The organism is Nocardia sp. 852002-51101_SCH5132738, assembly GCF_001665695.1.
In the GTDB taxonomy this organism is placed as follows: domain Bacteria; phylum Actinomycetota; class Actinomycetes; order Mycobacteriales; family Mycobacteriaceae; genus Nocardia; species Nocardia nova.
Genome location: NZ_LZML01000048.1, coordinates 1 through 12,683, shown reverse-complemented (window position 1 = coordinate 12,683; position 12,683 = coordinate 1). Strand labels below are relative to the sequence as shown.

The 12,683-nt window shown below is 65.8% G+C and carries 10 protein-coding genes; 4 read left to right on the top strand and 6 right to left on the bottom strand.

Annotation, left to right across the window (positions count from 1 at the left end; genetic code table 11):
- Positions 1-1,438: 1,438 nt before the first annotated feature.
- The 4 genes from A5789_RS38220 to A5789_RS07405 form a co-directional block, all read right to left on the bottom strand.
- Positions 1,439-1,573, bottom strand: a complete 135-nt coding sequence (locus A5789_RS38220) for a hypothetical protein (RefSeq protein WP_255401744.1) — start codon at positions 1,571-1,573, stop codon at positions 1,439-1,441.
- Positions 1,574-1,972: 399 nt separating this feature from the next.
- Complete coding sequence (locus tag A5789_RS07415; RefSeq protein ID WP_064902368.1) at positions 1,973-3,610, bottom strand: long-chain fatty acid--CoA ligase; 1,638 nt, start codon at positions 3,608-3,610, stop codon at positions 1,973-1,975.
- 532 nt (positions 3,611-4,142) lie between these two features.
- Positions 4,143-5,999: an FAD-dependent oxidoreductase gene (locus A5789_RS07410; RefSeq protein ID WP_064902367.1), complete on the bottom strand. Its 1,857-nt coding sequence runs from the start codon at positions 5,997-5,999 to the stop codon at positions 4,143-4,145.
- Positions 5,996-6,487 (bottom strand): helix-turn-helix domain-containing protein, encoded by a 492-nt coding sequence (locus A5789_RS07405; RefSeq protein ID WP_064902366.1) that lies wholly within the window; start codon positions 6,485-6,487, stop codon positions 5,996-5,998. Before A5789_RS07405 ends, A5789_RS07410 begins: the two co-directional genes overlap by 4 nt.
- 114 nt (positions 6,488-6,601) lie before the next feature.
- Here A5789_RS07405 and A5789_RS07400 point away from each other — a divergent pair, with 114 nt between their 5' ends.
- The 3 genes from A5789_RS07400 (at position 6,602) to A5789_RS07390 (ending at position 9,281) form a co-directional block, all read left to right on the top strand.
- Positions 6,602-7,477, top strand: coding sequence for an enoyl-CoA hydratase-related protein (locus A5789_RS07400; RefSeq protein WP_064902365.1), 876 nt, complete (start codon positions 6,602-6,604; stop codon positions 7,475-7,477).
- A 79-nt stretch (positions 7,478-7,556) separates the two neighbouring features.
- Complete coding sequence (locus A5789_RS07395) at positions 7,557-8,531, top strand: nitronate monooxygenase family protein (RefSeq protein WP_064902364.1); 975 nt, start codon at positions 7,557-7,559, stop codon at positions 8,529-8,531.
- 93 nt (positions 8,532-8,624) lie between these two features.
- On the top strand, positions 8,625-9,281 hold the full coding sequence (locus A5789_RS07390; protein ID WP_064902363.1) for a nitroreductase family protein: 657 nt from the start codon (positions 8,625-8,627) through the stop codon (positions 9,279-9,281).
- A gap of 141 nt (positions 9,282-9,422) precedes the next feature.
- Here A5789_RS07390 and A5789_RS07385 read toward each other — a convergent pair whose 3' ends face one another.
- Positions 9,423-10,184, bottom strand: a complete 762-nt coding sequence (locus tag A5789_RS07385) for an SDR family oxidoreductase (protein ID WP_064902369.1) — start codon at positions 10,182-10,184, stop codon at positions 9,423-9,425.
- Positions 10,185-10,334: 150 nt separating this feature from the next.
- Positions 10,335-11,480 (bottom strand): acyl-CoA dehydrogenase family protein, encoded by a 1,146-nt coding sequence (locus A5789_RS07380; RefSeq protein WP_064902362.1) that lies wholly within the window; start codon positions 11,478-11,480, stop codon positions 10,335-10,337.
- A gap of 252 nt (positions 11,481-11,732) precedes the next feature.
- Between A5789_RS07380 and A5789_RS07375 the strand changes: the two genes are divergently transcribed.
- The gene (locus tag A5789_RS07375; protein ID WP_227463146.1) at positions 11,733-12,356 is read left to right on the top strand and encodes a TetR/AcrR family transcriptional regulator; all 624 of its coding nucleotides are present in this window, start codon (positions 11,733-11,735) and stop codon (positions 12,354-12,356) included.
- Positions 12,357-12,683: the final 327 nt, after the last annotated feature.

Here is a 12,683-nt window from a genome sequence, read left to right as displayed (position 1 = left end):
CCACCCCCGCACTGACCGCCTGATCGAACAGGATCACGCGGAAATCACCCCGATACACCACCCGCTTGGACTTGACCGTCGGGCCGTTTCGGGTTTCGCAGGGTGGAACCATCGACCGCTAGCGACTTGCAGCCAAAGAGCGTGACATCTTGGGGCACTTCCCGTCAAACATGGGAGCCGCGAGCCAGCCTCATGGCCGATGTCATGATCACATGGTGAATGCTGCTCCCAAACCTGCCGATCTCCCGCATGCGGTTGCCGCTGCGGTCAGCGAGCTGAAGGCCAACGACGTCGCGGAATTCTGTACCGGAGTTGGGAGACCAGAGTCGGCCGTTGGCCTATTCCTGATCGGGAACTGAGAACGCAGGCCGCGCCCATCGCCACGAAACCCAACGAAGTACAGACCGACCACTCCGGCAGGTCCGGTCCGGGTGGTGCTACTCCTTGCCTGACAGCTGGATTAGCTTTGTCTGTAAAACTGGCGGTTTGGGTGGCGGGGCGACATGGTGCAGTGCGGGGGCCGGATTCGCCGCACAGCGTCGAAACCGTTGGCAGCGCAAAATCCCACCGGATCACATTTGCAGCGGGTGTCGGCGTGTCTCCAAGATGGTGATGTCGCGTTCGTGGTGGCCGCGCGGATGCGTTCGCCGCTTTCCGGAAACCGCTGGTCATCGTTGGGGGCGTGGCATCAAATTTGGCATCACGACGGGATGTAACCGTCGGGACGGGGTGGGATCGGACGGACCGGACGGACCGTTGCGGCCCTGCTGACCTGTGCAGACAGGGACGTTACGCACATGAATACACACCCGGGACCGTCGCTGGTTGGCTCATAACCCAGAGGTCGCAGGTTCAAATCCTGTCCCCGCTACTAAGAGGGCGGTCCTAACCAGCAGGTTCAGGGCCGCCCTAAACTTTTGTCGAGATTCGTGGCATTGGATTTGGCATCACGGGAAAGCGTGATGAGTCGGCGTGCACTGGGTTCGGGCGATACACGGCGGAACCGGTGGTGACCAGCGGATTAGTTGAAACAGTATGGGACGGTTGGGATTGCGATCGCTTGGGCGCGGCCCAGGTGGTCCCAGTCCTGAAGGGCTTCCAGGAAATTGTGTGCGGTGCTGAAGTTTTCAGTTCGTTCGACAAGTTGCTTCTTGGTGTCCTCCAAAGACGGCGGGGATCGTGGGTGAGCAGGTGGCGGCTCAGGACTGGGTGGCAAGAGTGTCGTCGCGGCTGCCATTGGGCCGGGCTGCGAAGACTGCATCGTTCCCGCCTCTGGTGGACGTTCGCACCGTTTTGAAGACCGGGCCGTCCTGAATCGGATATAAGCCCGGTAACGTCGTCGGCGGTGCAGGGAACATGGTGTGAATCCGAGGCAGTCCCGTAACTGTCACCGGGGAGCGATCCGTCATGCGTTCGGCATTCCGTGTAACCGACCCGATCACTTCTTCGGGGCGGTCCACCGCCGTTTGATGAACGCGTCGACTGCCGGTGGCGAGACGCTGTTGACCGCCTGCGCCGCGACCGCGATGCGCGATGCGATGCGCACCGGGCGCTTCTGTACGGCGGTCAGCATTTATCCCGCCGCCTCCGCCGGGCTCAGCCGAGCCGGCCCTCGTACGCTTCGTGGCGTGGTTGGGCGTCCAGACCGGTCGCCGTGTCTGGGTGATGCGGGGTTGGTTCGAGTCGTCGGCGAGGTTGTCGTCGTGGTATTTCCAGACGTTGACGGTGTCGACGAGTGCGCGGTGGAGGGCGGTGTGGATGTTGCGGGCTGTTTCGGGTTGCAGCCCAGGTGGTTTCGGTGCACCCACGCGAGTGGTCTGCGGAAGACGAAGTCCTGCGACTGGATCGCGGTGGCGCCCTCGCACAGTGGATCGCACTTGGCGTCGCGAACGTGCTGCCCGGTCGGATAGTCCTGCAGGCAGCACGCAGACGTCGCGGTCGATCCGTTGGCCTCGAACCCGACCGGTGAATGTCAGCTCAGGGTGACCGCGCTCAAGGTGCCGTCGGCGTACTGGGCGCGCAGGCGCTTCTTGTCGAACTTGCCGACGCTGGTCTTGGGGACCTCGACGATGAAGCACCAGTGCTCGGGCACCTGCCACCTGGCGAACTTGGGGGCCAGGAAGTCCCGCAGCTCTTCGGGTTCGGCCTCGGCGCCCTCGACCAGGACGACGGCGACCAATGGGCGCTCGTCCCACTTCGCGTCCGGGACACCGATGACGGCGGCCTCTGCCACCGCCGGGTGACCCATGAGGGCGTTCTCCAGGTCTACCGACGAAATCCATTCGCCGCCGGACTTGATGACGTCTTTGGAGCGGTCGACCAGGGTGAGATAGCCATTGGGGCTGATCTTGCCGACGTCGCCGGTCCGCAGCCAGCCGTCGTGGAACTTGTCGGGATCGACCTCGCCGCCCGACGGTGAGTAGTAGGCGCCGGTGATCCACGGGCCGCGAACTTCCAACTCGCCCAGGGCTTCTCCGTCGTTCGGCAGCACCGAACCGTCATCGCCGACCAGGCGCGCCTGCACACCGGCCGGGAAGTGACCTTGGGTGTAGCGGTAGCTCCAGGCCTCCTCACCCTCGGCGTGGGCGGGTGCGTGCGCCACCGAACCCAGTGGCGAGGTCTCGGTCATGCCCCAGGCGTGCAGCAGTGTCACGCCGTGCCGCTCCTGGAACGCCCGCATCATCGACGGTGGGACGGCTGCGCCGCCGACCACACAGGTGCGCAGGTGCGAGATGTCCTGCGGCTGTGCCTGCAGGCCGGCCAGTACGCCGCCCCAGATGGTCGGCACGGCGGCGGCGAACGTCGGCTTGGCCTCGGCCATCATCTGCAGCAGGGGCGCCGGCTGTAGGAAGCGGTCGGGCATCAGGACATTCGCGCCCGACATGAGCGCGGTATACGGGATGCCCCAGGCATTGGCATGGAACAACGGAACTATGGCCAGTATGGTGTCGCTCGCGGTGAAGCCCATGCCGTTGGGCGAGATCACCTGCGTGGCGTGCAACCAGTTCGAGCGGTGTGAGTAGACGACACCCTTGGGGTCGCCGGTGGTGCCCGAGGTGTAGCACATGCCGGCGGCGGAACGTTCGTCGATGACCGGGTAGTCGTAAGTGTCGGGCTGGGCGTCGAGCAGCTCCCGGTAGGAGTGCACGGTGACGCCCTCGGGAGACTCCAGCGTGGCGGCATCACCGTTGGCGACGATGACGTGGCGGACCGTCGTCAGGTTCGGCAGGTACTGCGCGAACGTCGGTAGCAGCGAGCCGTCCACGATGACGACCTGATCCTCCGCATGGTTGGCCACATACACCAACTGCTCAGGGAAGAGCCGGATGTTCAGTGCGTGCAGCACCGCGCCCATGGCCGGTACTGCCGCGTAGGCGGCCATGTGCTCGTTGTTGTTCCACATGAACGTGCCGACCCGGTCACCGACACCGATGTCCAGGAAACGCAGGGCATTGGCGAGCCGGGCCGCGTCCTGGCCGAGTTCGCGATAGGTCTGGGTGCGTAGGCCGTCCCCGGTCCAGGTGGAGACGTGACTGTCGCCCTGGAATGTAGCGGCGTAGCGCAGCAGTGTCGCGAGTGACAGCTGCTCGTCCTGCATTGTGCTCAACATCGAATGAAATTCCTCTCACGTGGTTCGGAAGCTTCAGCCGTGGCGCGGCACGGTCAGCGCGGTCATGAGCCGGTCCGACCGGGCCGGCCGTCTGAAGGTGGTTTGGGCGGTCAGGGGCGGAAAACAGTGATAGGCAATGGATTTCGGGTAGATCACGGCAGGTGATGCTGAAGCAGTTCGGCATGTCCGAGGGGCTGCCCACTCCGACGTCGAGGTGATACCGAAATGCGTCGACATCGAAGATCCGGTCGAACATCGGGGACACCCGATCGGTCTCCTGATGATCGGGCGCGACGTCGGCGCGGATCAGGTCGACCGGCGTCGGCAGCCGCGTCGTCCATGCCCCTCGTGACGATCTTGGCTTGTTCTGTAGGGTCGGAGCGCTGCCATTGCCGCCTCGAGTGCTCCAGTGCGTTGTCAGCAGTGTCTGCGGACCGCTCCGCCGGTGGGACGGGTCCGGATCCGTTGGGGCACTGGAATTCCGCGGCTCTAGCGATCCGTCCCCCGTCGTCGGTCACATACCGTTCGATGATCAAGGCGTTCGCGAGCCCGCCAGCCTCTCAGAGGGTTTGCAGGCCGTATCGGTTCCTCCCCGACCAGCTTCCGTGAGCCCCGCTACCGTTCGTTGCAGCTCGTCGATGTGATCGGTCGCGAGTCGTCGCGGCGTCACCCGGTACTTCAGGCAGAGTGCCGCGGCGGCGGCTGTGGCGATGGCGTGCTGGGCGCCGTTGCCCATGAATTTCGTGACCGACCCGGCGATGTGAGTGACGCTGATGTGCTTGCCGGCCATCATGACGTTGTCGAGGTCTGCCGAGTACAGGCACCGGAACGGCACCTCGAAGGGCAGCCCGTCGCGGGTGTCCCATTTCCAGTCCCGGAGCCGGAAGTCGTAGTTCTCGTCGATCGGATAGTGCAGGCAGAACGCGCCGGAGTTCAGCACGACGACGTCCGCGAAGTGCCGGTGTTCGCGGATATCGTTCTCGGTCATGACGTAGTCGCCGAGGTAACGCCGGAACTCGCCCTGCCCCGCGACGAAGGCCACCCAGTCCAGTGCGAGGTTCGCGTAGGTCTCGGGCTCGATCTGCTTGACGTTGGCGAAGGTGCCGTACACCGCGCGCAGGAGGTGGTCGCGGATCTCCTCGCCCTGGGTGTACGGATCCAGCCACTGCCCGTACTCCCAGAAGTGGGTGGCGGGCACCAGCATCCGGCGGCGGGTCTCCGGATCCGGGGTGCGGAAACGCCCGGCGACGGGGCCGGGGCCGTTGTCCTCACCGGGCTTGATGAGTTGCCCGTTCAGATTCGCGTAGTCCTTGGCGACCTCCTGCGCCCAAGGGACGTCGGGAAACGCGACGGCTCCGTCGGACTCCCGCGTGCGGAAGAAGACCGTGTGACCGTGGTGTTGGTCGAGATGCTCGCCCGGCGCGGACGGCTCGCCGTACTCGGCCGAGGATTCGTTCCCGAACAGGGTGCGGGCTCCGGCCAGCAGGCCGACGATCGCCGTTCCGCTGCAGTCGATCACGATCGGCGCCGTGAACCGGCATTCCGCTCCGGTATGGGTGTCGCGGGCGTCGACGGCGGTGACCCGCCGGCCGTCGACGACGACGTCGAAGACCTCGTGCTCGGTGAACACCGAGACGTTCGCCTCCCGGTCGAGTACGTCGCGGGCGAGCAGGTCACCGTCGGGATGCCGCGCGGTGAGCTCGTGCACCAGGGGACCGGTCTCCCCGCGCGGCGTCAGCCCGATCTCGACGCTCGCGTTTCCGCCGAGCACCGGTCGGCCGTGGATCAGGGCCACGCGCAGCCCCAGGCGCGCCGCGGCGAGAGTTCCTGCGGCACCGGTGACTCCGCCGCCGACGACGATGACGTCGAACTTGCCGGCGTCTACTGGCGTGGCGGGCAGCCCGCGCAGGCGGCGGCGCCACGCCCGTGTGACGGAGTTGTTCCCCTCCGGAGGCGGGACATCGCTGAGGCTGAGGTAGATCGCGTCACACCGCCCGTCGAAGCCCGTCAGATCGTGGAGTTCGATCCGCGCGGCACCCGCGGGGAGACGGACGGTGCCCGCGCGCTCCCACGACCAGTCCTGGCCGTTCGCACCGAACTCCGTCTCCAAGGCGCGGCCGTCGATAGTGACGGTGAAGCGCCCCGGGTGGTGCGCAGGCACCCAGTCCTTGGCGCGCACCCAGACGTGATACTCGCCCGGGTGCGGGACCTCGACGGAGGCCGAGGCATCGGCGACGGGAGTCCCGAGCCCGTGGGCCAGAAGATACGAGCCGCCCATCTGGGACTGGAACTGGGAGTCGAGCACCCAGCCGCCCCGGTCGTCGAAGTCGGTCGCCAGGACGAGGAGGTCCGTGGTGCCGGGGGCGAGGTTCTGACTTGCGTCGATCATCGTGACTCCAGGTTCCGGGCCGCCGTGCGCTCGCGGGCCGATGGCCCCGGGTTGACGGCGACCTGATTACGGCCGACTTCTTCGTGACTGTCGCTGCATTCGACGACCACGCGAACCGGCGCGCCGCAGTCGGCGTGGCGGACGTCGAGGAACGGCCCCTCGGGATCCGCGGTGTACTTGTCGCCCCACTGCATGAGCGAGACGATCACCGGCCAGAGGTCCCAGCCCTTGGTCGTGAGCACGTATTCGTTGCGGGTGCGGCCGCCCTCCGGCCGGTAAGGGCGGGTGTCGAGGATGCCCGCGGCGACCAGTTTGCGGAGCCTGTCGGACAGGACGGCCTCGGACATGCCGAGATGGTCCCGGAAGTCGTCGAACCTCCGGACGCCGTTGATCGCTTCGCGGATGAGGAGCAGGCTCCACTTCTCGCCGACGAGCTCGAGCGTGCGCTGCACCGGGCAGTTCTGAGTGTCCAGGCTGAGCCAGTCCACGATGCACCTCACTTCGTTATTGACAGTCAGACGGAGTCTAGCTAGCTTCTACGAAAGAAGCCAGGGTTTCGCGACAAATTCCCGATCCACGAACGAGATCACCGAGGTACCACCATGTTCGAGACCATCACGCGGCACGTGGACGACGGCATCCTGACCGTCACACTGAACCGGCCCGACAATCTCAACGCCTTCGTCGTGACGATGGGCGATGAACTGGAGCGAACCTTCCGCGAGGTCAACGACGACGATGCCGTCCGTGCGGTGATCGTCACGGGCGCGGGTCGCGGGTTCAGCGCAGGGATGGACCTGAGTGGAGACGGGAACGTGTTCGGGCTCGACGAATCGAAGAGTCCCGGCCTCGCCGAGCTGCAGGACCTGGACGATCCGGAGGTCGCCCGCGTCCGCGATCCCGGCGGCAGGGTCACGCTGGCCATCCACGACTGCCGCAAGCCTGTCATCGCCGCCGTCAACGGCGCTGCGGTGGGTGTCGGCGCCACGATGACCTTGGCTATGGATCGGCGGATCCTTTCGACACAGGGGCGGATGGGCCTGATCTTCGGCCGCATCGGCGTGACCCCGGAAGCGTGCTCGACCTGGTTCCTGGAGCGGATCGTCGGCCAGTCGGTCGCACTGGATCTCGTGCTCCGCGCGGACATCCTCGATGCCGCCGCGGCGTTGCGGGTCGGGTTGGCGGATGAGGTGGGGGAGCCGGACGACCTGCTGGCCCGCGCCGTCGAGGTCGCGAACGCCTGGACGCGGAACCGGTCTCCGGTCGCGGTGGCCCAGGCCAAGCAGATGCTGCGCCGCAACGGAGCCCTCTCGCACCCGGTCGACGCGCACCGTATCGAGTCGCTCGCGCTGTTCTGGGCGAGCATCGGCGATGCGAAGGAGGGCGTTGCAGCATTCTTGGGAAAGCGGTCGCCCGAGTTCACTTCCCGTGCATCCGCGATGCCCGCCTACTACGAGCAGTGGATCGCCCAGGGGTGACGGGGAATCGAACCTTCTCGAACGAACTCCGACCCACTGAGCGGCGGGGACCAACTCTGATCGAAAGAAGAAGCGCCTCATGATCGAAACCGAATTCACGCGCATGTTCGGCGTGGAACACCCACTCGTGTGCGGAGGAATGACGGGACTCGGCGTCGCCGAGTTGATCTCGGCAGTCGCGAATGCGGGAGCATTGGGCTTCCTCACTGCGCACACCCAGCCGACGCCGGAGGCTCTCGTACACGAGATCGCACGGACTCGCGAGCTCACCGATGGGAAGTTCGGCGTGAACCTGACGATGCTGCCGACGATCAACCCGATTCCGTACGACGAGTATCGCGCGGCGATCATCGAATCAGGGATCACCGTGGTCGAAACAGCCGGTGCCGATCCGGCGCAGCACCTCCCGGACTTCCAGGCGGCGGGTGTGAAGGTGATCCACAAGGCGACCTCGGTGCGGCACGCGCTGTCGGCGGAGCGCAAGGGTGTCGACGCGATCAGCATCGACGGCTTCGAATGCGCGGGACATCCGGGTGAGGACGATGTTCCCGGACTTATCCTCATTCCCGCGGCGACCCGCGCTCTCAGGGTTCCCGTCATCGCCTCCGGCGGGATCGCCACGGGCGCAGGCCTGGCCGCGGCGTTGGCCCTGGGAGCGTGTGCCGCGAACATGGGCACGCGATTCATGGCGACGACCGAGGCGCCGATCCACGACAACGCTAAGCAGCAGATCGTCCGCAACACCGAACGCGACACCGTCCTGCTGTTCCGCGAATTCCGCAACACCGCGCGGGTGGCCCGTAACAGCGTTTCCGAGAAGGTCGCCGAGATAGGGGCGCGGCCCGGCGCCGTCTTCGACGACGTCGCGGAGCTCGCATCAGGGGTGCGCGGCCGCACTGAGGTCTACGGAAAGGGCAACGTCGAGGGCGGCATCTGGTGGGCCGGTCAGAGCCAGGGCCTCATCCACGACATCAGCTCCGTCGCGGACGTGGTGCGCACGGTGATCGGCGAGGCCGAGGAGCGCATCCATGCTCTGCCCCAGGTGATCCGCTGACAAGGCCCGCGAGGGGATCTTCGCATTCTTCGACAGAAGCGCCGCAGACTGTGTCTCGCTGGGCGCTGACACCGACTTAGGAGGAAGCCAGCAATGGCGGAAACATTCGAGCACCTGGATCTGTCTGCCGATGAGGTACTGACCACGACTCGGTCGGTGCGCAAGCGCCTCGATCTGGAGCGGCCCGTGCCGCTGGAGGTGATCACCGAAGCGCTGGAGGTGGCGCTGCAGGCACCGTCGGGCAGCAACGCGCAAGGGTGGCACTGGATCGTCCTGACCGATCCCGAACCCAAGCGAATCGTCGCCGAGTACTACCGCAAGTCCTACTCCGCGTACGCGGAGGCCGGTGCCGCTGCGCGGGCTGCCAAGCCGCCCAAGGACCTCGAGACCGCTGAGAAGGTCGCATCCAGTGCCACGTACCTCGCCGAGATCCTGGAGCAGGTGCCGGCGCTGGTGATCGGCGCGATCCACGTGCCCGGCGGGGAGCTCCCGGCGGGAAACCAGGCGCAGTCGTGGGGCTCGCTGCTCCCGGCGGCATGGAACTTCGCTCTGGCGCTGCGTGTGCGCGGCTTGGGCTCGGCGTGGACGACCTTGCACCTGGACTACGAGCGCGAGATCGCCGCGGCGCTGGGGATTCCGGTGAATGTCCGGCAGGGAGTGCTCCTGCCCGTCGCCTACACGAAGGGCACCGACTTCAAGCCCGCCAAACGCGCCCCGCTCGATACAGTTCTGCACATCAACCACTGGTAGACGGCCATACAGCACTGCACCGACGACCGATCGAAATGGGGCCGGGGATTGTTCCCGGCCCCATTGCTGTGTGCGGTCAGAGCTCGATGAACCCGACATCGTCGGGAACCCGGAAAACGCCTTTCGGCCGCTCGGTGGTGGTTACACGCCCCCACCGAGGGTCAGGCCACCGTCGACGGTCAGGACCTGGCCGGTGATCCATGCAGCCTGATCGGAGGCCAAGTAGGCGACCGCATGAGCGACGTCGTCGGGGTCGCCGAGGCGGCCCAGCGGGTAGAGCGCGGTCAGTTCGCCTTCCTTGCCCTCGAACAGCGGGCCGGCGAACCGTGTCCTGATCACCGCTGGGGCGACCGCGTTGACGCGCACGGCGGGTGCCAATTCGAGGGCGAGCTGGGCGGTGGCGTGCAGCAGCGCAGCTTTGCTGGCGCCGTAGAGCCCGATGTTGTGTGCGGGCCGTAGTCCGGCGACCGAGGCGATATTGACTACGGCCCCCGAAGCGGTGGAACCGAAGCCGGCCGCGAGTGCCTTCCGCACCCATTCCAGACCCGCGAGGACGTTGACCGCGAAGAGCTTCTGTGCGGCCGCGGAGTCCGAATCGATCATCGGACCGTAGAGCGGGTTGATCCCGGTGTTGTTGACCAGGATGTCGAGACGCCCGAAGGTGCGATGGACCGCGTCGATGACGTCCTCCTGGTGCTCGTCGTCGTCGGCGTGGCCCGCGACGAACATCGCGTTGTCGGTGCCGCCGAGTGACTCGACTGCGGTCTGCAGGCCCTCGGTGCGCCGCCCGGTGATGCAGACCTGCCCGCCTTCCTCGATGATGCGGCGTGCGACGGCAAGTCCGATGCCGCGGCTGGCACCGGTCACTACCGCGACGCGGCCTTCGAATCGCTGCTGCTGCATCACATCGACATCCCGCCGTCGACGGGAAGAACTGTGCCGGTGATGTAAAGGCCGATGCCTCGAGCGGCTCCGGTGACGATGGCGGTGCGGCCACCGTAGTCGAATGTCGTTCTGCTCATGGGGGTTCGATGTCCTTTGTCTCGAAATGCTTTACAGGCCGAGATCGCGGCCGATGATTTCCTTCATGATTTCGTTGGAGCCGGCCCAGATCTTGGTGACCCTGGCGTCGCGCCAGGCTCGCGCGACACGCACCTCGTTCATGTAGCCGTATCCGCCATGCAGCTGCAGGCAGTGGTCGATCACCTCGTTCTGGACCTGCGCGGTCCACCACTTGGCCTTGGCGGCGTCGGGTCCGGTCAGTCGTCCGTCTGCGTGGGCCAGGACGCAGGCGTCGACGTAGGCCTGTGTGACGTCGATGCGCGTGGTCAGGTCCGCGAGCAGGAACTTGTTGTGCTGGAAGCTGCCGACCGGGGTGCCGAAAGCTTTTCGCTGCGAGACGTATTCGATGGTCTCACCGAGAATTTGGGCGGCATGTGCGAGGTTCGTGACCGCGGCTCCGATCCGCTCCTGTGCCAGCCCGTGCATCATGTGCCGGAACCCTCCGTCGACCTCGCCGATGAGGTTGGCGGCGGGCACGACGACGTTGTCGAAGAACAGTTCCGCGGTGTCGGCTTCGGGTTGACCGACCTTGTCGAGTTTGCGCCCGCGCGAGAATCCGGGCATCGACGCTTCGACACCGAACAAGCTGATCCCGTCGGCCCGTGAGCCCGGCTTGGTCCGTGCTGCCACGACGACGAGGTCTGCGGAGTAGCCGTTGGTGATGAACGTCTTCGAGCCGTTCAGGATCCAACCGTCAGCGTGCGGTTCGGCCGTCGTGCGGAGAGCCGCGAGATCCGAACCGCCCGACGGCTCGGTCATCCCGATCGCGGTGATCGTCTCGCCTGTCACGAACCCCGGCAGCCAGCGCCGACGCTGCTCCTCGGTGGTCCGGTGCACCAGATACGGTGCCACGACGTCGAAATGGATAGCCAGCGACGAGGCCAACGCCATGTTGACCCCGGCCAGCTCCTCCAAGAGCACGGCGTTGTAGCGGTAGTCTCCGGCGGCCGATCCCCCGTATTCCTCGGGAATGTCCAGGCCGAGCAGGCCCTGTTCACCTGCGGCGCGCCACAGCTGCCTGGGCAGCGCCCGGTCCTCGATGTAATCGTCGGCGTGCGGCCACACCTCCTTGTGCAGAAACGCCCGCACAGAGGAACGAAACGCCTCGTGATCGAGGTCGTAGATCGTGCGCCGCATCTCAGCCCTCCCTACGGAGCAGAGCTGCCGGCGCCTGGCCGCCGTCGATGCACATCGTCACTGCGCCGAGTTCGGTAATCGGTGTGCGTGCACGGTCGACGATGACGATCCGATCATCTGGACTCACGGAAACCTCGGATTCTCTCAGGACGGGACAACCACATCCACAACTTTCCGAGCAGTCGCTCGGAAACTGATGATCCAGATGTAACATCGGGCAGCGTCATCGCGTCAATACCCGGAAAGGAACCGGTGACTGTGACTCAGGACACGCCTCGCGCGCTCGACACCCGCGGGAACGTCCGTGGTCGCAACACTCGTGCCCGCCTTCTCGATGCCGCGCTCACCTCGTTCGCCGCTCGCGGTTTCCACGGCACGAGCACTCGTGATCTCGCCGAAGCCATGGGCATGAGCCCGAACGCGGTCTACACCCACTTCCGAACGAAAGAGGAACTGCTGTTCCAGCTTTCGCTCGGCGGTCACACCGACATCCACCGGATCGTCTGCGATACCACGGCCCGGTTCGAGGCACCGATGGATCAGCTTCGGGAAGTGGTCAGGGAATTCGCGATCTGGCACGCCCGCTATCACGTCCACGCTCGGGTACTGCAATACGAGATCGGCGCGCTGGAACCCAAACATGCCGAGCAGATCGCCGGCCTTCGACGCGACATCGAGCGCACGATCAACACCATCGTCACCGCGGGCCAGCTGTCCGGCGCATTCCAGGTGCTCGACTCTGCTATGACAGCACGCGCAATCCTGTCCTTGGGAATCGATATCGCACGCTGGTACCACGAGGACGGCACCTGGACGCCAGAGAGAGTCGGCGACCACTACAGCCGACTGTGCCTGCGAATGGTCGGTCACCACTGAGCGATCGGTGGCATATCCGGGATCGCAGGTCCCGCGATCAGGGCTCGTCAGTGCCGTCCTTCAGGCATCTGCGTCGTTTCTTGCTGCGCAATGCAGAGGAGGGTGCTCGCATTCAGCGCCAAGCATCGGCGCATCCGTCCCACGATCGAGACACTGCGGCGTAACCGCGCGCACAAACGTGGCGGTTCGCCCTGGTTCCTGCCCAGATTTTTAGTCGTCGCCAGGGACCGGCACACCCGCGTCATCGCTGGGTCAAGTCCAAGCGGGTGGTGTATCGGGGTGATTTCCGCGTGATCCTGTTCGATCAGGCGGTCAGTGCGGGGGTGG

Coding starts and splice junctions, on each gene's coding strand:
- A5789_RS07410 (WP_064902367.1), bottom strand. CDS start 5,999: ATGATCGACGCAAGTCAGAACCTCGCCCCCGGCACCACGGACCTCCTC.
- A5789_RS07385 (WP_064902369.1), bottom strand. CDS start 10,184: ATGCAGCAGCAGCGATTCGAAGGCCGCGTCGCGGTAGTGACCGGTGCC.
- A5789_RS07400 (WP_064902365.1), top strand. CDS start 6,602: ATGTTCGAGACCATCACGCGGCACGTGGACGACGGCATCCTGACCGTC.
- A5789_RS07415 (WP_064902368.1), bottom strand. CDS start 3,610: ATGTTGAGCACAATGCAGGACGAGCAGCTGTCACTCGCGACACTGCTG.
- A5789_RS38220 (WP_255401744.1), bottom strand. CDS start 1,573: ATGCTGACCGCCGTACAGAAGCGCCCGGTGCGCATCGCATCGCGCATC.
- A5789_RS07390 (WP_064902363.1), top strand. CDS start 8,625: ATGGCGGAAACATTCGAGCACCTGGATCTGTCTGCCGATGAGGTACTG.
- A5789_RS07395 (WP_064902364.1), top strand. CDS start 7,557: ATGATCGAAACCGAATTCACGCGCATGTTCGGCGTGGAACACCCACTC.
- A5789_RS07380 (WP_064902362.1), bottom strand. CDS start 11,480: ATGCGGCGCACGATCTACGACCTCGATCACGAGGCGTTTCGTTCCTCT.